General features: G+C 69.7%; 19 protein-coding genes. 12 read left to right on the forward strand and 7 right to left on the reverse strand.

Translation table 11 applies throughout. The annotated features are described in order from the left end of the window. Nucleotides 1-20: 20 nt before the first annotated feature. Nucleotides 21-1,091: a M4 family metallopeptidase gene (locus ACFYY1_RS02295; RefSeq protein ID WP_388579662.1), complete on the reverse strand. Its 1,071-nt coding sequence runs from the start codon at nt 1,089-1,091 to the stop codon at nt 21-23. Nucleotides 1,092-1,385: 294 nt separating this feature from the next. On the opposite strand from ACFYY1_RS02295, the gene leuA reads away from it, so the two are divergent. From leuA to ACFYY1_RS02320, 5 genes are all read left to right on the forward strand, one after another. Continuing rightward, nucleotides 1,386-3,182: a 2-isopropylmalate synthase gene (gene leuA / locus ACFYY1_RS02300; protein ID WP_388579665.1), complete on the forward strand. Its 1,797-nt coding sequence runs from the start codon at nt 1,386-1,388 to the stop codon at nt 3,180-3,182. A gap of 240 nt (nt 3,183-3,422) precedes the next feature. Next, the gene (locus tag ACFYY1_RS02305; protein WP_388579668.1) at nt 3,423-4,100 is read left to right on the forward strand and encodes a TerB family tellurite resistance protein; all 678 of its coding nucleotides are present in this window, start codon (nt 3,423-3,425) and stop codon (nt 4,098-4,100) included. 57 nt (nt 4,101-4,157) lie between these two features. Beyond that, nucleotides 4,158-4,904, forward strand: coding sequence for a DNA repair protein RecO (recO, locus tag ACFYY1_RS02310; protein ID WP_266733144.1), 747 nt, complete (start codon nt 4,158-4,160; stop codon nt 4,902-4,904). Nucleotides 4,905-4,939: 35 nt separating this feature from the next. Next, entirely contained in the window at nt 4,940-5,764 is an 825-nt protein-coding gene (locus ACFYY1_RS02315) for an isoprenyl transferase (RefSeq protein WP_388579671.1), read from the forward strand. A gap of 23 nt (nt 5,765-5,787) precedes the next feature. Further along, nucleotides 5,788-6,321 carry a YcxB family protein gene (locus ACFYY1_RS02320; protein WP_388579674.1) on the forward strand — a complete coding sequence of 178 codons (534 nt, stop codon included), beginning with the start codon at nt 5,788-5,790 and terminating at the stop codon, nt 6,319-6,321. Between the two features lie 73 nt (nt 6,322-6,394). Here the strand turns inward: ACFYY1_RS02320 and ACFYY1_RS02325 are convergent, their stop codons facing one another. The 4 genes from ACFYY1_RS02325 to ACFYY1_RS02340 all read right to left on the reverse strand — a co-directional run bounded on the left by ACFYY1_RS02325 (nt 6,395) and on the right by ACFYY1_RS02340 (nt 9,592). Beyond that, the gene (locus tag ACFYY1_RS02325; protein WP_266733149.1) at nt 6,395-6,829 is read right to left on the reverse strand and encodes a Fur family transcriptional regulator; all 435 of its coding nucleotides are present in this window, start codon (nt 6,827-6,829) and stop codon (nt 6,395-6,397) included. A gap of 65 nt (nt 6,830-6,894) precedes the next feature. Continuing rightward, nucleotides 6,895-7,788, reverse strand: a complete 894-nt coding sequence (locus tag ACFYY1_RS02330; protein ID WP_388579677.1) for a metal ABC transporter permease — start codon at nt 7,786-7,788, stop codon at nt 6,895-6,897. 2 nt (nt 7,789-7,790) lie between these two features. Then, a complete protein-coding gene (locus ACFYY1_RS02335; protein ID WP_388579680.1) occupies nt 7,791-8,573 on the reverse strand; it encodes a metal ABC transporter ATP-binding protein in 783 nt (260 codons plus the stop codon). Nucleotides 8,574-8,638: 65 nt separating this feature from the next. Continuing rightward, the gene (locus ACFYY1_RS02340; protein WP_388579682.1) at nt 8,639-9,592 is read right to left on the reverse strand and encodes a metal ABC transporter substrate-binding protein; all 954 of its coding nucleotides are present in this window, start codon (nt 9,590-9,592) and stop codon (nt 8,639-8,641) included. Between the two features lie 205 nt (nt 9,593-9,797). Here ACFYY1_RS02340 and ACFYY1_RS02345 point away from each other — a divergent pair, with 205 nt between their 5' ends. Together ACFYY1_RS02345 and ACFYY1_RS02350 are read left to right on the forward strand one after the other, a co-directional pair. Then, nucleotides 9,798-11,180 carry a glycine--tRNA ligase gene (locus ACFYY1_RS02345; protein WP_388579685.1) on the forward strand — a complete coding sequence of 461 codons (1,383 nt, stop codon included), beginning with the start codon at nt 9,798-9,800 and terminating at the stop codon, nt 11,178-11,180. 237 nt (nt 11,181-11,417) lie between these two features. Next, nucleotides 11,418-11,654, forward strand: a complete 237-nt coding sequence (locus ACFYY1_RS02350; RefSeq protein ID WP_388579688.1) for a DUF6243 family protein — start codon at nt 11,418-11,420, stop codon at nt 11,652-11,654. 85 nt (nt 11,655-11,739) lie between these two features. On the opposite strand, the gene ACFYY1_RS02355 is transcribed toward ACFYY1_RS02350, so the two are convergent. Further along, nucleotides 11,740-13,224: an MFS transporter gene (locus ACFYY1_RS02355; protein WP_388579689.1), complete on the reverse strand. Its 1,485-nt coding sequence runs from the start codon at nt 13,222-13,224 to the stop codon at nt 11,740-11,742. Between the two features lie 70 nt (nt 13,225-13,294). Between ACFYY1_RS02355 and dusB the strand changes: the two genes are divergently transcribed. The 4 genes from dusB (at nt 13,295) to ACFYY1_RS02375 (ending at nt 19,936) form a co-directional block, all read left to right on the forward strand. Continuing rightward, entirely contained in the window at nt 13,295-14,443 is a 1,149-nt protein-coding gene (gene dusB, locus ACFYY1_RS02360) for a tRNA dihydrouridine synthase DusB (protein ID WP_388579692.1), read from the forward strand. 601 nt (nt 14,444-15,044) lie between these two features. After that, complete coding sequence (gene ppdK / locus ACFYY1_RS02365; RefSeq protein WP_388579695.1) at nt 15,045-17,792, forward strand: pyruvate, phosphate dikinase; 2,748 nt, start codon at nt 15,045-15,047, stop codon at nt 17,790-17,792. 564 nt (nt 17,793-18,356) lie between these two features. Further along, entirely contained in the window at nt 18,357-19,331 is a 975-nt protein-coding gene (locus tag ACFYY1_RS02370; protein WP_388579698.1) for an ArsR/SmtB family transcription factor, read from the forward strand. A 197-nt stretch (nt 19,332-19,528) separates the two neighbouring features. Then, a complete protein-coding gene (locus ACFYY1_RS02375) occupies nt 19,529-19,936 on the forward strand; it encodes a VOC family protein (RefSeq protein ID WP_388579701.1) in 408 nt (135 codons plus the stop codon). A 13-nt stretch (nt 19,937-19,949) separates the two neighbouring features. Here the strand turns inward: ACFYY1_RS02375 and ACFYY1_RS02380 are convergent, their stop codons facing one another. Then, nucleotides 19,950-20,879 carry an oxidoreductase gene (locus ACFYY1_RS02380; protein ID WP_388579704.1) on the reverse strand — a complete coding sequence of 310 codons (930 nt, stop codon included), beginning with the start codon at nt 20,877-20,879 and terminating at the stop codon, nt 19,950-19,952. 107 nt (nt 20,880-20,986) lie between these two features. Here ACFYY1_RS02380 and ACFYY1_RS02385 point away from each other — a divergent pair, with 107 nt between their 5' ends. Beyond that, nucleotides 20,987-21,775 (forward strand): sulfite exporter TauE/SafE family protein, encoded by a 789-nt coding sequence (locus tag ACFYY1_RS02385; protein WP_388579707.1) that lies wholly within the window; start codon nt 20,987-20,989, stop codon nt 21,773-21,775. Nucleotide 21,776 lies beyond the last annotated feature (1 nt).

Consider the following 21,776-nt stretch of genomic DNA (forward strand, 5'->3'; position numbering starts at 1 on the left):
CGACGCCGGACGCCCGTGACCTACGCGGTCGGTACGCCCACTTCCGACCATGCCTTCAGGACGGCCTCGGCCTCGTCGCCCTCGCCGAAGCGGCTGCGGGCCGCGGCGACCGTCAGCCGGGCGAAGGACGCGAAGTCCGCGTCCACTGCCAGTTGACCACCTGTGAGCACATCGAACCAGAGCTGCCCGGCCCGCTCCCACGCATTGCCGCCGAGCGCCGTCGCCAGCAGATAGAACGCGCGGTTGGGAATGCCCGAGTTGAGGTGCACCCCGCCGTTGTCCTCGCTGGTGTGGATGTAGTCCTCCATCTTCGCGGGCTGCGGGTCCTTGCCCAGCACGTCGTCGTCGTACGCCGTGCCCGGTGCCTTCATCGAGCGCAGCGCGACGCCCTGGACGCGGGGTGCGAGCAGCCCGGCGCCGATCAGCCAGTCGGCCTGGTCGGCGCTCTGGCCCAGCGAGTACTGCTTGACCAGGGAGCCGAAGACGTCGGACATGGACTCGTTGAGCGCCCCGGACTGGCCGTAGTAGCTCAGATTGGCGGTGTACTGGGTCAGGCCGTGGGCCAGCTCGTGGCCGATCACGTCGATGGCGACGGTGAAGTCGAGGAAGATCTCGCCGTCCCCGTCGCCGAAGACCATCTGCTCGCCGTCGAAGAAGGCGTTGTTGTACTTCTCGTCGTAGTGCACGGAACCGATCAGCGGCAGTCCGTTGCCGTCGATCGAACTGCGGCCGTACGCCTTGAGCAGCAGTTCGAAGGTGGCGCCGAGCCCCGCGTACGCGCGGTTGACGCTCGCGTCCTTCGTCGGGTCCTGGCCCTCGGAGCGGACCTTGGCGCCGGGCAGCTGGGTGCCGTTGCGGCAGTCGTACAGGAGGCGCTCGGGCTTGTCGGACGCCTCCCCGGCGGGGGCGACGGGCACGGTGACGACCGTGGCCATCTGACGCCGGGTGCGGCGGGCCGCGTCGCCCTCCAGGGTGCGGCGGGCGGGACCGGCGAGATCGGGGTTGTCGGACTGCGACAGCCTGTCGAGGACCTGGGGCGGCACGATCGTGCAGAAGACGGGGTGGAATCCGTGCTGTGACTGAGGGTGCATACCACCGACTGTGGCAGCAGGTAATCGCGTTGTCACTGGTTGCGATCAGGATTGACGAAATGGAGTGATCGGTCACGGTTGGGCGTTTCCTGCGCCCGGTCCCGCATACTGATACGGGACCGACGTACCAGGCGCCACTCGGTTAGTCTCGTCGCATCATGCGTTTCGGGCTGCTTCTTCTTAGCTGCCGCGGCGAGGGCCTGTAGTCGTAGGCCGACCCCCTCCCCGCGGAGTCTTGTGTTGCAGCGACACAGTCGGCCGACCCAATGGTTGGACCCCGAGGAGCCGTACGCCATGACCGCCGCAAATCCCGCTCAGTCCCCCGCTGAAACCGCTGTCGGCCGTCCGACGCCGATCACCAACGCGACTCAGCTGCAGAAGCCGTCCGGGATGCCGATCCACAAGTACGGCGGCTACGAGGCCGTCGACATCCCGGACCGCACCTGGCCGGACAACCGGATCACGGTCGCGCCCCGCTGGCTCTCCACCGACCTGCGCGACGGCAACCAGGCACTGATCGACCCGATGTCGCCGGCCCGCAAGCGCGAGATGTTCGATCTGCTCGTACGCATGGGCTACAAGGAGATCGAGGTCGGCTTCCCGTCTTCCGGCGAGACCGACTTCGCGTTCGTCCGCTCCATCATCGAAGAGGGCGCGATCCCCGAGGACGTGACGATCTCCGTCCTGACCCAGGCCCGCGAGGACCTGATCGAGCGGACCGTCGAGTCCCTCGTCGGCGCCCGCCGCGCCACCGTGCACCTGTACAACGCGACGGCGCCCACCTTCCGCCGGGTCGTCTTCCGCGGCTCCAAGGACGACATCAAGCAGATCGCCGTGGACGGCACCCGGCTGGTCATGGAGTACGCGGAGAAGCTGCTGGGCCCGGAGACGATCTTCGGCTACCAGTACAGCCCCGAGATCTTCACCGACACCGAGCTGGACTTCGCCCTGGAGGTCTGCGAGGCGGTCTGTGACGTCTGGCAGCCCGAGGAGGGCCGCGAGATCATCCTCAACCTGCCCGCCACCGTGGAGCGTTCGACGCCGTCCACGCACGCGGACCGGTTCGAGTGGATGTCGCGCAATCTGTCGCGCCGCGAGTTCGTCTGCCTGTCGGTCCACCCGCACAACGACCGCGGCACCGCCGTCGCCGCCGCCGAGCTGGCCATCATGGCCGGTGCGGACCGGATCGAGGGCTGCCTGTTCGGCCAGGGCGAGCGCACCGGCAACGTCGACCTGGTGACCCTGGGCATGAACCTGTTCTCGCAGGGCGTCGACCCGCAGATCGACTTCTCGCAGATCGACGAGATCCGCCGCACCAGCGAGTACTGCAACCAGATGGAGGTCCACCCGCGCCACCCCTACGCGGGCGACCTGGTCTACACCGCCTTCTCCGGCTCCCACCAGGACGCCATCAAGAAGGGCTTCGACGCCATGGAGGCCGACGCGGCCGCCCGGGGCAAGACGGTCGACGACATCGAGTGGGCGGTGCCGTACCTGCCGATCGACCCGAAGGACGTCGGCCGCAGCTACGAGGCCGTCATCCGGGTCAACTCGCAGTCCGGCAAGGGCGGAATCGCCTATGTCCTGAAGAACGACCACAAGCTGGATCTGCCGCGCCGGATGCAGATCGAATTCTCCCGGATCATTCAGGCCAAGACGGATGCCGAGGGCGGCGAGGTCACGCCGACGCAGATCTGGTCCACGTTCCGCGACGAGTACCTGCCGAACCCGGAGAACGCTGCGGCTCGATGGGGGCGCGTACAGATCCGCACCGGCCAGTCGACGACCGGCTCCGACGGCAAGGACACGATCACCGTCGAGGCGACCGTGGACGGCACGGACACCGTGCTGACCGGCACCGGCAACGGACCGATCTCCGCGTTCTTCGAAGCGCTGCAGGCCATCGGCATCGACGCGCGTCTGCTGGACTACACCGAGCACACCATGAGCGAGGGCGCCAGCTCCCAGGCCGCCTCGTACATCGAGTGCGCGATCGACGGAAAGGTCCTGTGGGGCATCGGCATCGACGCCAACACCACCCGGGCCTCGCTGAAGGCGGTCGTCTCCGCGGTGAACCGCGCCACCCGCTGATCCGCCGCCCGCGAGGGCGCGCGGCCGCACGGCCGAGAACCCCGTCCACCCGCTTCCGGGGGGCGGGGTTCGGCCATCTCCGGGCGGTTGTGACGGGCGAGGTACTGACGCCGCATCACGACTGTGGTTAACATCACGTTCACACGGCAATGTTGCCGGAGGGGGCACCTCCCGTGCCTTTCGGGCTGCGGGGGAGTTACGGAGGTGTGCGACGTGCGGCCAGGCCTGGGACAACGCGCCATGAAGCTGCGTATCTGCGGCATCCGCACCGTCTGGGACCCCGTCGGCGACGGGGAGTTCTTCTGCCCCGGCTGCGGCGGCGACCGCAACTACCGCCGTCTCACCGGCCGTCGGCGCTTCGCGGTGCTCGGCGTGCCGATGCTGCGGCGCGGCACCGTGGGCCCCGTCGTCGAATGCGCCGCCTGCCGCGAGCACTTCGGCACCGACGCGCTCGACCACCCCACCACCACCCGGCTCTCCGCCATGCTCCGGGACGCCGTCCACACCGTCGCGCTCGGCGTTCTCGCGGCCGGCGGCACCACCTCCCGCCCGGTGCTGGAGACCGCGGCCGGCATCGTGCGCGGCGCCGGGTTCGAGGACTGCACCGAGGAGCAGCTCTGCACCGTCGTCGAGGTCCTCGCCGCCGACACCGGTCACGGCTCCGCCTTCGACCCCGCGGCCGAGGCGTGCGGAGCGGCCCTCGCCATCGAACTGCACGAGGCGCTGGAACCCCTCGCCCCGCACTTGGCCCCCGCCGGACGTGAATCGATTCTGCTTCAGGGCGCCCGGATCGCCCTCGCCGACGGCCCGTACGGACCGGCCGAGCGCGAGGTGCTGACCACGGTCGGCGGCGCGCTCCAGCTCTGCGCCCAGGACACCGCCCGACTGCTCGCCGAGGCGGCGCGCACGCCCTCCTGACGGCCCCGGACGGGGCCGGGGGCCCCGCGGGCCGTCCCCGTACCGGACAATGGACGCATGAGCTTGTTCCGGGACGACGGCGTGGTGCTGCGCACGCAGAAGCTGGGCGAGGCCGACCGGATCATCACGATCCTGACCCGCGGCCACGGCCGGGTACGCGCCGTCGCACGCGGGGTGCGCCGCACGAAGTCCAAGTTCGGGGCACGGCTGGAACCCTTCTCCCACGTCGACGTGCAGTTCTTCGCCCGGGGCAGCGAACTGGTCGGCCGCGGGCTGCCGCTCTGCACCCAGAGCGAGACGATCGCTCCGTACGGCGGCGGCATCGTCACCGACTACGCCCGCTACACCGCCGGCACCGCGATGCTGGAGACCGCCGAGCGGTTCACCGACCACGAGGGCGAGCCCGCCGTCCAGCAGTACCTGCTGCTCGTCGGCGGACTGCGCACCCTGGCCCGCGGTGAACACGAGCCGCATCTCATCCTCGACGCCTTCCTGCTGCGCTCGCTCGCAGTCAACGGCTACGCACCCAGCTTCGAGGACTGCGCCAAGTGTGGAATGTCCGGACCGAACCGGTTCTTCTCGGTCGCGGCGGGCGGCGTCATATGCGGCGACTGCCGGGTGCCCGGCAGCGTCGTACCCTCGGCTGAGGCCGTCACGCTGCTGAGCGCGCTGCTCAGCGGCGACTGGGAGACGGCGGACGCGTGCGAGCCGCGTCATGTCAGGGAGGGGAGCGGGCTGGTGTCCGCCTATCTGCACTGGCATCTGGAGCGCGGGCTGCGCTCACTGCGGTACGTAGAGAAGTGACACAGGCAGATCAGGCACAGGGAGCGAGACAGTTCATGGCAGTACGCGGGATGCTCGGCGGCCGTAACCGGCGCGACTACAAGACCCCGGAGCCGCACCCCTCCGGTGCCACGCCCCCGAAGATCCCGGGCGAGCTGGTGCCCAAGCACGTGGCCGTCGTGATGGACGGCAACGGCCGCTGGGCCAAGGAGCGCGGCCTCCCGCGCACCGAGGGCCACAAGGTCGGCGAGGGCGTCGTCATGGACGTCCTCAAGGGCTGCATCGAGATGGGCGTCAAGAACCTCTCGCTGTACGCGTTCTCCACCGAGAACTGGAAGCGGTCCCCGGAGGAGGTGAAGTTCCTGATGAACTTCAACCGGGACGTGATCCGCCGCCGCCGCGACGAGATGGACGAACTGGGCATCCGCATCCGCTGGGTCGGCCGCATGCCCAAGCTGTGGAAGTCCGTGGTCCAGGAGCTCCAGGTCGCCCAGGAGCAGACCAAGGACAACGACAAGATGACGCTGTACTTCTGCGTCAACTACGGCGGTCGGGCCGAGATCGCCGACGCCGCGCGGCGTATCGCCGAGGACGTCGCGGCCGGGAAGCTGGACCCGTCCAAGGTCAACGAGAAGACCTTCGCGAAGTACATCTACTACCCGGACATGCCGGACGTCGACCTCTTCGTCCGTCCCAGCGGCGAGCAGCGCACGTCCAACTACCTGATCTGGCAGAGCGCCTACGCCGAGATGGTCTTCCAGGACGTGCTCTGGCCGGACTTCGACCGCCGTGACCTGTGGCGGGCCTGTCTGGAGTTCGCCCAGCGCGACCGGCGCTTCGGCGGCGCGGTCGAGGCGGGGACCGCCGGAGGGGCCGGCTGACCCTGCCGTTACGATTCCGCCCCATGACGACTCAGGGGTGGGACGTGGAGGGTGCCGTGGTCGAGCTGGAGTACCAGCCGACCACGGCCGATTTCGCGGAGGCGCTGAACGCCCGCGCGAAGATCAGTACGAGTGGCCGCCTGCAGCGCAAGCTGTTGATCCTGATGCCGGCGCTGGCCGTGCTGATGGCCATCACGGTCGCGAGCGGCCGGAAGGGGCCGGGGGCGCCCTTCTGGGTGGCGATCGTCGCCGTGATGCTGACCGTGATCCTGACGCCCTGGCTCCAGAGCCGGCAGCTGTACCGGTTCGCGGCGCGCCAGGGCACCTGCCGCACCGTGGTGCGCGAGACCGGCATCGAGGTGACCACGGACCACAGCACCCTGACCGTCAGCTGGCCGATGGTGCCCCGCTACCGGGAGACGCCGCACCTCTTCGTGCTGTTCAGCGCCGACAAGCACGCCACCGGGGTCACCATGCTGCCCAAGCGCGGCGTGCGCGGGCCGGACGATGTCGACCGGCTGCGGAGCGTGCTCGACCGCAACGTACGAAGGCTCTGAGACGAGGGTTCCGGGACGAAGGGTTCCGGGACGGGAGGAGGGCCCGGGGGCGCAGCCCCGGGCCCTCCTCCCGTCACTTCTTCGCGGCCGCGCACTCCGCGCAGGTACCGAAGATCTCCACCGTGTGGGCCACGTTCACATAACCGTGCTGGGCGGCGATGGTCTCCGCCCACTGCTCCACCGCGGGCCCCTCGACCTCCACGGCCTTGCCGCACATCCGGCACACCAGGTGGTGATGGTGGTCCCCGGTCGAACAGCGCCGGTACACGGACTCGCCGTCCGTGGTGCGCAGCACGTCGACCTCGCCGGCGTCGGCCAGGGACTGGAGGGTCCGGTAGACGGTGGTGAGCCCGACCGAGTCGCCGCGGTGCTTGAGCACGTCGTGCAGCTCCTGGGCGCTGCGGAACTCGTCCACCTCGTCGAGCGCCGCCGCCACCGCCGCCCGCTGCCGGGTCGACCGGCCGCGTACCGGGGCCGCGTTCGTTCCACTGATCGGCGCCGTCGCCACAGCAGCCTCCTCGTGTCGCCCGTACTTGTGTCGGGCCATTGTGCCAGCCCGTCCGGACGCCGCGGTCAAACCCGGAGCTCGTCCGGGGCCGGACGGGAGGCCGGTACCTCCAGGGTGCATCCCCCGGACGCCGCCTCGCTGCGCCGGGCGCGGCGTCCGGCCATCGGGGTCGCCAGCAGCGTCAGGGCGACGAAGACCGCGATGGCCAGCAGCACGATCGTCGCGCCGGGCGGGACGTCCTGGTAGTACGAGGTGATGGTGCCGGCCAGGGTCACCGCCGTACCGATGACGACCGACAGCACGAACGTCACCTTGAAGGATCGGGAGATCTGCTGCGCGGCCGCGACCGGCACCACCATCAGCGCGCTGACCAGCAGCAGCCCGACGACCCGCATCGCGACGGTGACGGTCACCGCCGCCGTCACGGCGACCAGCAGGTTCAGTGCCCGCACCGGCAGCCCGGTGACCCGGGCGAACTCCTCGTCCTGGCTGACCGCGAACAGCTGGCGGCGCAGCCCCAGCGTCACCAGCAGCACGAAGGCGGCCAGTACACAGATCGAGGTGATGTCCTCGGAGGAGACCGTGGACAGGGAGCCGAAGAGGTACGAGGTGAGGTTGGCGTTGGAGCCGGTGTCGGAGAGGTTGATCAGCAGCACACCGCCCGCCATGCCGCCGTAGAACAGCATGGCCAGCGCGAGGTCGCCGCGGGTGCGCCCGTACCAGCGGATCAGCTCCATCACGACGGCACCGGCGACGGCGACCGCGGTGGCCATCCAGACGGGGCTGGTCGAGAGCAGGAAGCCGAGGCCGACCCCGGTCATCGCGATGTGGCCGATGCCGTCGCCCATCAGGGCCTGGCGGCGCTGGACGAGGTAGATGCCGACGGCGGGCGCGATGACGCCGACGAGCACGGCGGCGAGCAGGGCCCGCTGCATGAAGGGAGGGGTGAGGAATTCCATGGTCAGCTCAGCAGTCCCGTCCGGACGGGCTCGGAGGCCGCGTGGGGGTGTACGTGGTCGTGCCCGGGCAGGGCGTGCTGGCCCAGCGCCTTCGGCGGCGGCCCGTCGTGCATGACACAGCCGTCGCGCAGCACGATCGCGCGGTCGATCAGCGGCTCCAGCGGGCCCAGCTCGTGCAGCACGAGCAGCACCGTGGTGCCGGCCGCGACCTGCTCGCGCAGGGTCGTGGCGAGGATCTCCTGGCTGGCCAGGTCGACACCGGCCATCGGCTCGTCCATGATCAGCAGCTCGGGTTCGGCGGCCAGCGCGCGGGCGATCAGCACCCGCTGGTGCTGCCCGCCGGAGAGCGCGTCCACCGAGTCCTTGGCGCGGTCGGCGAGGCCCACGAGCTCGATGGCCCGGTCGACGGCGGCCCGGTCGGCCCTGCGGAGCGGGCCCAGCTTCGTACGGGACAGCCGCCCGGAGGTGACGACCTCGCGGATCGTGGCGGGGACGCCGCCGGCCGCCGTGGTGCGCTGGGGCACGTAGCCGATCCGCGCCCAGGAGCGGAAGCGGCGCAGCGGGGTGCCGAACAGTTCGACGGAGCCGCCGGTGAGCGGGACCTGCCCGATGACGGAGCGGACGGCGGTCGACTTGCCCGAGCCGTTGGCGCCGAGCAGGGCGGCGACCTCGCCGCGGTGGACGGTCAGGTCGATGCCGCGCAGCACCGGACGCGCGCCGAGCGTGGCCGTGGCGCCCCGCAGGGCTATCACGGGGTCGGTCGTGCTGCTCCCGGTCTCGGGCATGTGCGCCTCCGATGTCGCTGTGGCGGGTGTCGCCGGTGGTACGGGTGTCGCGGGGCTCGCAGGGGTCACTTCGCGCCGAGCGCCTTCTGCAGGGCGGCGAGGTTGGACCGCATGACCTCGGTGTAGTCGGCGCCCTTGGACTTGTCCGTGATCCCTTCGAGCGGGTCCAGGACGTCGGTCTTCAGGCCGGTGTCCTTGGCGAGGGTCTTCGCGGTCCGGTCGCTGGCGAGCGTCTCGAAGAATACGGTGGTCGCCCCGTCCTTCTTCGCGATGGTGTGGATCTCGCTGATCCGGGCGGGGCTGGGCTCGGCCTCGGGGTCGACGCCGGCGATGCCCTCCTGGGTGAGGCCGTAGCGCTCGGCGAGGTACCCGAAGGCGGAGTGGGTGGTGATGAACGTCTTGGTGGCGGTGCTCCTCAGGCCGTCCGTGTACGCCTTGTCCAGCTCGCCGAGCTCGGTGACCAGCGCGTCCGTGTTCTTCCGGTAGTCCGCGGCGTGGTCGGGGTCGGACTTCTCCAGCGACTTTCCGACACCCTTGGCGACCTCGGCGTACTTCACCGGGTCCAGCCAGATGTGGGGGTCGGCGCCGGCCTCGTCGCCGTGGTGCTCGTGGCCGTGCTCCTCGCCGCCGGCCTCGGTGCCGTGGTCCTCCAACGTGGTGAGCTTCGCGGCGTCGACGGCGTCCTTCGCGCCGGACTGCTCGATGGCGTCGTCCACGGCGGGCTGGATGCCCTTGAGGTACAGGATGTAGTCGGCGTCGGTGAGTCCGCCGATCTGCCGCGGGCTGAGCTCCAGGTCGTGCGGCTCGACGCCCGGCTTGGTCAGCGTGGTGACGGAGACGTGCTCCCCGCCTATCCGCTCGGCCAGGAACTGCATCGGATAGAACGAGGCCACCACGTCGAGCTTGTCGCCGTTCTTGTGGTCCGCGGCGTCCGAGGAGGAGCAGGCGGTGAGCGCGGTGAGGCCGAGGACGACTGCTCCGGCGACGGCGGCGGTGGGTATGAGGCGGCTGACGTTCATGACAGTCATTTTCAACAAAATTGGAAACGATTGTCAACAAGACCTATGAGATGACTTTGCCGCCGACCGCGCCGATACCGATTTGATCCAGGCCCCGTGCCCGCCGGTAATCTGAAGCATTCGCCCGCCCGTCTCCCGATCACCACCCCCCACTGAGGCGCTTCGCGCCGTCCCTGTCCAATTTCGTCGTTATGAAGAGAGCACCGTGGCCGCCGACAAGATCGACTCCATCGTCAGCCTGAGCAAGCGCCGTGGCTTCGTCTACCCGTGCAGTGAGATCTACGGAGGCCAGAAGGCCGCCTGGGACTACGGGCCGCTGGGCGTCGAGATGAAGGAGAACCTCAAGCGCCAGTGGTGGCGCTACATGGTCACCTCGCGCGAGGACGTGGTCGGTCTCGACTCGTCGGTCATCCTCGCCCCCGAGGTCTGGTCCGCCTCCGGTCACGTCGCCACGTTCACGGACCCGCTGACCGAGTGCACCTCCTGCCACAAGCGCTTCCGCGCCGACCACCTGGAAGAGGCGTACGAGGAGAAGCACGGCCACGCGCCCGCGAACGGCCTGGCCGAGCTCAACTGCCCCAACTGCGGCAACAAGGGCACCTTCACCGAGCCCAAGCAGTTCTCGGGTCTGCTCTCCACCCACCTCGGCCCGACCCAGGACTCCGGCTCGGTCGCCTACCTGCGCCCCGAGACCGCCCAGGGCATCTTCACCAACTTCGGCCAGGTGCTGCAGACCTCGCGCAAGAAGCCGCCGTTCGGCATCGCCCAGATGGGCAAGTCCTTCCGGAACGAGATCACTCCGGGCAACTTCATCTTCCGCACCCGCGAGTTCGAGCAGATGGAGATGGAGTTCTTCGTCAAGCCGGGCGAGGACGAGGAGTGGCAGCAGTACTGGATGGACCAGCGCTGGAACTGGTACACGGACCTCGGCATGCGCGAGGAGAACATGCGCTGGTTCGAGCACCCGAAGGAGAAGCTCTCCCACTACTCCAAGCGCACCGCCGACATCGAGTACCGCTTCCGCTTCGGCGGCAGCGAGTGGGGTGAGCTGGAGGGCGTCGCCAACCGCACGGACTACGACCTCAAGGCGCACTCCCAGGCCTCGGGCACCGACCTGTCCTTCTTCGACCAGGAGGCCGGCGACCGCTGGACCCCGTACGTCATCGAGCCGGCGGCCGGTGTCGGCCGGGCGATGCTCGCCTTCCTCCTCGACGCCTACATCGAGGACGAGGCGCCCAACGCCAAGGGCGTCATGGAGAAGCGCACCGTGATGCGTCTCGACCCGCGCCTCGCGCCGGTCAAGGTCGCCGTCCTGCCGCTGTCCCGCAACCCGCAGCTGTCGCCGAAGGCCAAGGGCCTCGCGGCCGACCTGCGGAAGAACTGGAACATCGAGTTCGACGACGCGGGCGCCATCGGCCGCCGCTACCGCCGCCAGGACGAGATCGGTACGCCGTTCTGCGTCACCGTCGACTTCGACACCCTCGACGACAACGCGGTGACCGTGCGCGAGCGCGACACCATGAAGCAGGAGCGCGTCTCCCTGGACCAGATCCAGGCCTACCTCGGCGCCCGCCTGCTCGGCTGCTGACGTATCGCTCGTACTGACGAAGCCCCCGGCTGCCCGTACGGAACCGGGGGCTCCGTCATGCCCGCCCGACCGGGCGGAAATCGGGTGCGGGGGCCGACCGGGCCGGGGTACGGTTCCGGCATGTATTCGTTCTTCCAGATCTACGAGTGAGCGCGTGGCGGGTCCGACCACCCGCCGCCCACCGGACCGATCAAGGTCGCTTCAGACCTCACTTCGCCATACGAACGGGAGAACGCCATGGCCAAGAGCCGCAACAACCTTCTCGGTGTGGGCGGACAGCGCAAGAAGCTGTCCCGCGCCGACCAGCAGGGCGTGGGCGCCGCCCGCACCACCGACCGCAAGGCGGCGGCCGACCAGAAGCAGGAGCTGCTGCGCAAGATGCGTGAGCGCGCGCAGTCCGGCGCCGCCCCCCAGGCGGCCCCGGCGGACGATGCCGCGGACGCGCCCGAGCAGGACGCCCCGGCACAGAGCTGACGCCGCCTCACCCACCCGTACGACCGTGGGCCCGGATCACCCGTGATCCGGGCCCACGGCCTTGTCCACGCCCTTGGAGCGTCTTTCAGGCCCTGGAGCCCGCCGACGTCTGGTCTCCGGCCGGGGCGTCCGTCGGCCGCTCCAGCCGTTCGGCGGTCCGGCGCGCCGTCTCCCGCGCCCAGTGCCCGCTCGTCAGCGCCCCCACCAGCAGGACGGACAGCCCGCACCCGGCGAGGATCCACCAGGCGGGCTTGCTCGCGTCCACGAAGGCCTCGGCGTAGGCGGCGCCGCGCGGCGACCCGGTGCCGGCCACCCCCGCCGCCAGCACCGCACCGATCACGGCGACCCCCAGCGTCCCGCCGATCTGCCGGCTGGTCGAGGCCACCGCGGCCGCCACCCCGGCCTGCGAGCGCGGCATCCCGGAGACGGCCGTGTTGGTGATCGGCGCGTTCACCATGCCGAAGCCGAGGCCGAAGAGCACATAGCCGGTGAACAGCAGGACGTTGTCCGTCTCCGCGTCGAACGCGGCGAACAGCAGGCCGCACGCCGTCATGGCCACGCCCGCCACGAGCAGCGGGAGCCGGGGCCCGCGGCTGCCGACGAGCCGCCCGGACAGCGGCGCGCAGACGAAGGTGAGCGCCGCCATCGGCAGCATGTACAGACCGGCGTGCAGTGCGCTCAGGCCGCGCACGTTCTGGAGATAGAGCGTGTTGAGGAAGAGGAATCCGCTCAGCGCGGCGAAGGCGCTGACCGCTATGACCGTGGCGCCGCTGAACGGGGCGCTGCGGAAGAACCGCAGCTCGATGAGGGGCTCGGTGCGCCGGGGCTCGTACAGCAGCAGGCCGATCAGGGAGCATCCGGCGAGCGCGGCGAACAGCAGGATCAGCGGTGAGTCCCAGCCCTGCGAGGGCGCCTCGATGATCGCGTACGTCAACGAACCGAGCAGCCCGATCACCAGCAGCTGCCCCACCGGGTCGGGGCGGCGCGGCTTCGGGGCGCGGGACTCGGGGACGTAGCGCCAGGTGAGCAGGAGCGCGGCCAGGCCGACCGGCAGGTTGATCCAGAAGATCGACCGCCAGCCCACCGAGTCCACCAGCAGACCGCCGACCACCGGTCCCGCGGCCATGGAGATGCCGACGACACCGCCCCACACCCCGATGGCGCGGGCCCGCTCGCGCGGGTCGGTGAAGGTGTTGGTGATGATCGACATCGCGACCGGGTTGAGCATCGAGCCGCCCACCGCCTGCACCATCCGGAACGCCACCAGCGACTCCAGGTTCGGCGCCACGGAGCAGAGCAGCGAACCGAGGGTGAACAGGACGAGCCCGGTCTTGAAGACCTTCCGGCGCCCGATCCGGTCGGCGGTGGAGCCCGCGAGCATCAGCAGCGAGGCCAGGACCAGGGTGTACGCGTCGATCGTCCACTGCATGCCCGCGACGGTGGCGTGCAGTTCCTTCTGCATGGACGGCAGGGCGACATTGAGCACGGTGTTGTCGAGACTGACGATCAGCAGACTCATGCAGCAGATCGCCAGTACCAACTGCCGTCGGCGGTGACTGAGCTCGGGCATACATGGATAGTACGGTTAACTAACGAACTCCGCTGCCGGGGAGACCCGCCCGGTACGCGACAATGGAGCAATGACCACGCTCGCCCCCTCTCTTCCCCTGCTCCGGATCGGCCCGCACACGGTGCAGCCGCCGGTGGTGCTCGCCCCCATGGCCGGCATCACCAACGCCCCGTTCCGCACCCTGTGCCGGGAGTTCTCCGGCGGCAAGGGGCTGTTCGTCAGCGAGATGATCACCACGCGGGCGCTGGTCGAGCGCAACGAGAAGACCATGCAGCTGATCCACTTCGACGCGAGCGAGACCCCGCGTTCGATCCAGTTGTACGGAGTGGACCCGGTCACCGTCGGCAAGGCCGTCCGGATGATCGTCGACGAGGACCTCGCCGACCACATCGACCTGAACTTCGGCTGCCCGGTCCCCAAGGTGACCCGCAAGGGCGGCGGCTCGGCGCTCCCGTACAAGCGGCCGCTGCTGCGCGCGATCCTCAACCAGGCGGTCTCCAACGCGGGTGAGCTGCCGGTCACCATCAAGATGCGCAAGGGCATCGACGACGACCACATGACCTATCTGGACGCGGGCCGGATAGCGGTCGAGGAGGGCGTCACGGCCGTCGCCCTGCACGGCAGGACGGCCGCCCAGCACTACGGCGGCACCGCCGACTGGGACGCCATCGCCCGCCTCAAGGAGCACGTCCCGGAGATTCCCGTCCTCGGCAACGGCGACATCTGGTGCGCGGACGACGCCCGCCGGATGATGCGTGAGACCGGCTGCGACGGAGTGGTCGTGGGTCGCGGCTGTCTGGGCCGCCCCTGGCTCTTCGGTGACCTGGTGAGCGAGTTCGAGGGCTCGGGTGCCCGGCAGGCGCCGGGGCTGCGGGAGGTCGCGGACGTGATGCTGCGGCACGCGACGCTGCTGGGGGAGTGGATCGGCGACGAGACGCGCGGTGTGATCGATTTCCGCAAGCACGTCGCCTGGTACCTCAAGGGCTTCGCGGTCGGTTCGGAGATGCGCAAGAAGCTCGCGGTCACCTCGTCGCTGGAGGAGCTCGGCGGGCAGTTGCAGGAGCTGGACCTGGACCAGCCGTGGCCGGACGGCGCGGACGGTCCGCGCGGGCGCACCTCGGGCAACAACCGCGTGGTGCTGCCGGACGGCTGGCTGAAGGACCCGTACGACTGCGCGGGCGTGAGCCCGGACGCGGAGCTGGACACCTCGGGCGGCTGAGGTCTTCCGGCCTTTCCTGGGCACGCGGCGCCATAGGCACCGCGTGCCTCTTCTTTTACCTCGCTCATCTGAGCGCCATTGCGCGTCGCATTCGGCCCGATTCGGTGACGGTTCGGTCGCCGGGTGGCTTGAACGAGTCGGAAACGGGCGTCGTGTGGTGACTCCGTCCCACTCCTGGTGCGCATCGGTGATCATGGTGTGACGCGCAGTTGCCGATCGGGCGTCCGGATGGTGACATTTGAGCGTCGGCCGCGGAGTGATTCTCGCCACTCTGAGGGCTTACTTGCTCAGATGAGCGCAATTTTGAGGGCTGCATTTCCCAAACGATGGCACTGGGTGCCAAGGCCCTCCATTTTGATCGATCGACGCTTGCATTGCTCAGTGTCACCAAAATGGCGGATAACGCTAGCCCTTGGTGAGTATGTGTTCAAGAAATGAACGCATACTGCCGATCGGGCTACAGGTCGCGTTACTTTCAATCTGCTGGCGGACGGGTGGTTGAGGCCTCATGACGCGCAAGTGGACGTACCCAGACACCTTCGATCTGGGTATGTTCCTCGCCGTCAGGGCAGCCACCGCGTCTTCCGAGGAGTCGAGACCCGTGTCGGAAAACAAAGATCCCCACGTAGCCACCCCGGAATCCCCGGAGCTCAAGGGCGAGAAGTTCGTTTACGACTTCACCGAGGGCAACAAGGATCTGAAGGATCTCCTCGGCGGCAAGGGCGCGAACCTCGCCGAGATGACCAACCTCGGGCTTCCCGTCCCTCCTGGATTCACCATCACCACCGAGGCGTGCAAGGTCTACCTCGAAAGCGGCGAGGAGCCGACCGCGCTCCGTGCCGAGGTCAGCGCACACCTGGACGCCCTCGAAGCGCGGATGGGCAAGAAGCTCGGCCAGGCCGACGACCCGCTGCTGGTCTCCGTCCGCTCCGGCGCGAAGTTCTCGATGCCCGGCATGATGGACACGGTCCTCAACATCGGCCTCTCCGACGAGTCCGTCGTGGGTCTCACCGCCCAGGCCGGCGACGAGCGGTTCGCGTGGGACTCCTACCGCCGCCTCATCCAGATGTTCGGCAAGACCGTCCTCGGTGTCGACGGCGACCTCTTCGAGGAGGCGCTGGAGGCGGCGAAGGAGGCCAAGGGCGTCACCGTCGACGTCGACCTCGACGCGTCCGACCTGAAGAAGCTGGTCAAGCAGTTCAAGAAGATCGTCGCCCGGGACGCCGGACGCGACTTCCCGCAGGACCCGCGCGAGCAGATGGACCTGGCCATAAAGGCCGTCTTCGACTCGTGGAACACCGACCGGGCCAAGCTCTACCGCCGCCAGGAGCGCATCCCCGGCGACCTGGGCACGGCCGTCAACGTCTGCTCGATGGTCTTCGGCAACCTCGGCCCCGACTCCGGTACGGGCGTCGCGTTCACCCGCGACCCGGCCAGCGGCCACCAGGGCGTGTACGGCGACTACCTGCAGAACGCGCAGGGCGAGGACGTCGTCGCCGGTATCCGCAACACGGTGCCGCTCGCCGAGCTGGAGTCGATCGACAAGAAGTCGTACGACCAGCTGATGCAGATCATGGAGACGCTGGAGACCCACTACAAGGATCTCTGCGACATCGAGTTCACCATCGAGCGCGGTCAGCTGTGGATGCTCCAGACCCGGGTCGGCAAGCGCACCGCCGGTGCCGCCTTCCGGATCGCGACCCAGCTCGTCGACCAGGGCCTGATCGACGAGGCCGAGGCGCTCCAGCGGGTCAACGGCGCGCAGCTCGCGCAGCTGATGTTCCCGCGCTTCGACGACGACGCGAAGACGGAGCTGCTGGGCCGCGGCATCGCCGCCTCGCCGGGCGCCGCGGTCGGCAAGGCCGTCTTCGACTCGTACACCGCGGTCAAGTGGTCCCGGTCCGGCGAGAAGGTCATCCTGATCCGCCGCGAGACCAACCCCGACGACCTCGACGGAATGATCGCGGCCGAGGGCATCCTGACCTCGCGCGGCGGCAAGACCTCGCACGCGGCCGTCGTCGCCCGCGGCATGGGCAAGACCTGTGTCTGCGGCGCCGAGGACCTGGAGGTCGACACCAAGCGCCGCCGGATGACGGTGGGCGGCCGGGTCATCGAGGAGGGCGACGTCGTCTCCATCGACGGCTCCACCGGCAAGGTGTACCTCGGTGAGGTCCCCGTCGTGCCGTCCCCGGTCGTCGAGTACTTCGAGGGCCGGATGCACGCCGGCGCCGACGACGCCGACGAGCTGGTCGCCGCCGTGCACCGGATCATGGCGTACGCGGACCGGGTGCGCCGGCTGCGGGTGCGGGCCAACGCCGACAACGCCGAGGACGCGCTGCGGGCCCGCCGCTTCGGCGCCCAGGGCATCGGCCTGTGCCGCACCGAGCACATGTTCCTCGGCGAGCGCCGCGAGATGGTCGAGAAGCTGATCCTCGCCGACACCGACGCCGAGCGCGAGACCGCGCTGGAGGAGCTGCTCCCGCTCCAGAAGGCCGACTTCATCGAGCTGTTCGAGGCGATGGACGGACTGCCCGTCACCGTACGGCTGCTCGACCCGCCGCTGCACGAGTTCCTGCCCGACATCACCGAGCTGTCGGTACGGGTCGCGCTCGCCGAGTCCCGCAAGGACGCCAACGAGAACGATCTGCGCCTGCTCCAGGCCGTGCACAAGCTGCACGAGCAGAACCCGATGCTCGGTCTGCGCGGGGTGCGCCTCGGTCTCGTCATCCCCGGCCTGTTCGCCATGCAGGTACGGGCGATCGCCGAGGCCGCGGCCGAGCGCAAGAACGCCAAGGGCGACCCGCGCGCCGAGATCATGATCCCGCTCGTCGGCACGGTCCAGGAGCTGGAGATCGTCCGCGAGGAGGCCGACCAGGTCATCGCCGAGGTCGAGGCCGCCACCGGCACCCGGCTCAAGCTCACCATCGGCACGATGATCGAGCTGCCGCGCGCCGCGCTGACCGCGGGCCAGATCGCCGAGGCCGCGCAGTTCTTCTCCTTCGGCACGAACGACCTGACCCAGACGGTGTGGGGCTTCTCCCGCGACGACGTGGAGGCCTCCTTCTTCACCGCGTACCTGGAGAAGGGCATCTTCGGGGTGTCGCCGTTCGAGACGATCGACAAGGACGGCGTCGGCTCGCTGGTCCGCAGCGCCGTCGAGGCCGGCCGGGCCACCCGCCCGGACCTGAAGCTCGGCGTCTGCGGCGAGCACGGTGGAGACCCGGAGTCGGTGCACTTCTTCCACGAGGTCGGTCTGGACTACGTGTCCTGCTCCCCGTTCCGCATTCCCGTGGCCCGGCTCGAAGCGGGCCGTGCGGCGGCGGGTTCGACCGGCAGCGACAGCCGCTGAACCGGCACCGAACCCCCTGACCGAACGCCCCGACCGAACTCCCTGACCGTATGGCCCTTTGACCCGGAGCCGCCGTCGGCCGGGCACGACCCTCACCGGCTCGACGGCAACTCCGGAACACCCGAGGACGGCGGCACCCTGTGCGGGGGTGCCGCCGTCCCGTTTTGTTCTGGGGAAAATCGTTGTGCGGCGTTGTGCCTTTTCTTCGCGTTCCTTCGCGCATTGCGCAAAGTTCGTTCAATACGCAAAGAACAGACCGGGAGCAGACCTGGAACGGACCCGGGATGCGGCCCATGGATCCCCACCCATGGGCCGCACCCGGGTTACCCCCATCGGGCACGGAGCCGCACCGTCGTCCACCGCCGCCGGGCGAGCGAAACCCCCCACGGCCTTCACTCGCCCTTCCGGTGGCGCCGGATTCGTACCCGACGCGGTACAGCTTTTCGGTTCACGGCGTGCGGGTGCGAGGCGTTTCACCTCTGGCCGAAACCCCGTGGTGACGTGCTGTTACGGATCACCTACCCTGGGGTGGGGGTAATTGCAGGTGCAACAGGTGGGGGACCGGTGCTGCGTATCCATATGTCCGGAGTGGACCTTTCCAAGGTGCGGATGGCCACCCGGCCCGACGCGCTGTGGGAAACCGCTCTGAGTTTCCACCGGCTGCGGGACCGGCGCGGTTCCGCGGTGTTCGGGAAATGGCGTACGGAAACCCGGCCTCGGTTGAATGGTGAAGTACGTCTGCTGTCCGCCGTGATTCCACCGCGCGGCTATTTCCCGGATTTCCTGACGCCTTCTCAGGAAAGCGGCGAACCGTACGGCATCGACGCGGGAATGCAGGCATTGCGCGAGACGCCGCTCGGCCGGGTCCGGGCCGAACTCGCGCTGCTCGGCGCCGAACGCCGCGACGCCTGCCGTTCCCCGGACGGCCGCGCCGAACCGCTCGGCCGCCTCGTCGACGCGCTGCGCAGCTACCACCGCGCCGCCATCGAGCCGTACTGGCCGCACATCCGGGCCAGCGTCGAGGCCGACCGCGCCGTACGGGGCCGCGCCCTCCTGGACGGCGGCGCGCACGAACTGCTCGCCTCCCTCCCGCCGATGATCCGCTGGCGGGCCCCCGTGCTGGAGGCGGACTACCCCGTCGACCGGGACGTCCATCTGGACGGGCGGGGGCTGCTGCTGCAGCCGTCCTTCTTCTGCCGCGTCACCCCGGTGGTCTACCGCGACCCGGGGCTCCCGCCGGTCCTCGTGTACCCGGTCACCCACTCCCGCGCCCCGGTCTTCGCCGAACCGGGCCCCTGGCTCGGCCGGCTCCTCGGCAGCACCCGCTCGACGGTCCTGAGCGCCATAGGGAACGGCTGCACGACGAGCGAGCTCGCGCTGCGGGCCGGGGTGTCCCTCGCCTCGGCCAGCCAGCACGCCTGTGTGCTGCGCGAGGCGGGCCTCATACACACCCTGCGGCACGGCGGCTCGGTCCTGCACACGCTGACGCCGCTGGGCGGATCGCTGCTCCGGGGCGGCGCCCCGCTCGCGCTGTCCTGAACCAGGCGGACGCGACGGCGGGCGGGCGCGACGGCGGGCGGGCGCGACGGCGGGCGGGCGCGACGGCGGGCGGGCGCGACGGCAGGCGGACCGGCTCCGGAGCGGCGAAAATTTTTTGTCCGGGCAGCGATGAGTTCCGCGATGCCCCGCCGTCTACCTGTCGTACACGTTCGAACAACAGAGAGAGCGAAGCGGCCATGCCTCAGATGATCTTCGTCAACCTGCCGGTCAAGGACCTCGAAGCGACCAAGGCCTTCTTCGGCAAGCTGGGCTTCTCGTGCAACCCGCAGTTCAGCGACGAGAACACCGCGTGCCTCGTCATCAGCGACACCATCTTCGCGATGCTCCTCACCGAGCCGCGCTTCAAGGAGTTCACCAAGAAGGAGATCGCCGACGCCTCCAGGTCCACCGAGGTGATCCTCGCCCTGAGCGCCGAGAGCCGGGAGAAGGTGGACGAGCTGGTCGACACCGCCCTCGCCTCCGGCGGCTCGCCCGCAAACGAGACGATGGACTTCGGCCACATGTACGGCCGTTCCTTCCAGGACCCGAACAACCACATCTGGGAGATCACGTGGATGGACCCGGCGTTCGTGGAGGCCCAGTAGATCTGACCGGGTATCAGGGGGCGAGGCCGGGATACGTCACACCGGTGAGCTGCTCGGAGGCCACCCAGAGCCGCTCGCTCGTGACGTCGTCCCGGGTCCAGCCCGCACGCCAGGACGGGGCCGGGGCGCCGCGCCAGCCCAGCCGCCCCGGCCCGGTGAACGAATCGGGGCGCACGCCGGGCGCGGTGGCCGCGTACAGCGTGGGCAGCGCACCGGCCGAGGCGGGCTGGGCGGCGATCCGGTTGCCCAGCTCGAAGAACCGCTCCACCGCCCGCCGGTTCTCCATCCGGGCCGCGGCGGACTGAAGGTTGGTCGACGCGTATCCCGGGTGCGCGGCGGCCGCCACCAGCCGGGAGCCCGCCTTCGTGAGTCGTCGCGCCAGCTCGTGGACGAAGAGCAGATTGGCGGTCTTCGAGCGGCCGTAGGCTATCCAGCGACGGTAGTCGCGCTCGCTGTTGAGATCTCCCATGTCGATGTCGGACAGCGCGTGCATCCCGCTGGAGACGGTCACCACGCGCGCCCCGGGGGTGTCGAGGAGGCGGGGGAGCAGCAGCCCGGTCAGGGCGAAGTGCCCCAGGTGGTTGATGCCGAACTGCCTCTCGAAGCCGTCGGCCGTCGTCCCGTACGGGAGGGCCATCACGCCCGCGTTGTTGATCAGCAGATCGATCCGCTCGGGCGCACGGGTCGCGGCGAACCCGCGCACCGAGCCCAGATCGGCCAGATCGAGCGGTACGAACGCCACGTCCGCGCCGGTCACGGCCTTGCGGATACGGGACGCGGCCTCCTTGCCGCGGGCCTCGTCACGGCAGGCGAGCAGGACCCGCGCACCACGCCGGGCCAGCTCCCGCGCGGTGTGCAGACCTATGCCGCTGTTGGCTCCGGTGACCACGGCCGTACGGCCCCTCTGGTCCGGGATGTCGTTCGCGCTCCAGCCGTGGCTCATGGGCCCAGCGTACGACCGCGGTGTGAAGCTCAGGAGTTGCTCAACTCTTCCGTGATCCGGCCGAAGCGGTTGGACGGCGCGCAGATCGCGTCCATAAGGTCGTGATCATGCCAGACATAGCGCTCACCACTCTGATCATCCTCTGTCTCGCGGCGGCCGTGGCGGGCTGGGTCGACGCGGTGGTCGGCGGCGGCGGACTCCTTCTGCTGCCCGCGCTGCTGCTCGGCCTGCCACACGTCCCGGCCGCGCAGGTGCTCGGCACCAACAAGGCGGTCGCGATCGTCGGTACGTCGGGGGCCGCCGTGGCGTACGTGCGCAAGGCGCCGGTGAAGATCGGGACCGCGCTGCGGATCGGGCTCGCGGCGCTGGCCGGATCGATGGCCGGCGCGTTCTTCGCCGCCGGGATCAGCAGCGAGGTGCTCCGGCCGGTGATCATGGTGGTGCTGCTGGGCGTCGCGGCGTTCGTGATGCTGCGGCCCTCGTTCGGCAAGGACACCGGCGACGGTGCGCGCCAGCGCGTCACCCGGGCCCGCACCGTCACCGCGATCGTGCTGGTCGGCGGCGGAATCGGCTTCTACGACGGGCTGTTCGGCCCCGGCACGGGCACGTTCCTGGTGCTGGCGCTGACCGCGGTGCTCCACCTCGACCTGGTGACGGCGTCCGCCACCGCCAAGATCGTCAACGTCTGCACCAACGGCGGTGCGCTGGCGATGTTCGCCTACCAGGGCAGCGTGTTGTGGCAACTGGCCGCGCTGATGGCGGTGTTCAACCTGGCGGGCGGGCTCATCGGGGCGCGGATGGCGTTGCGCAAGGGCAGCGAGTTCGTCCGCGGCGTGCTGCTGGTCGTGGTGTTCTCGCTGGTCGCGAAGCTGGGCTTCGACCAGTGGACGGCCTGAA

The organism is Streptomyces sp. NPDC001890, from assembly GCF_042891445.1.
Lineage (GTDB): Bacteria > Actinomycetota > Actinomycetes > Streptomycetales > Streptomycetaceae > Streptomyces.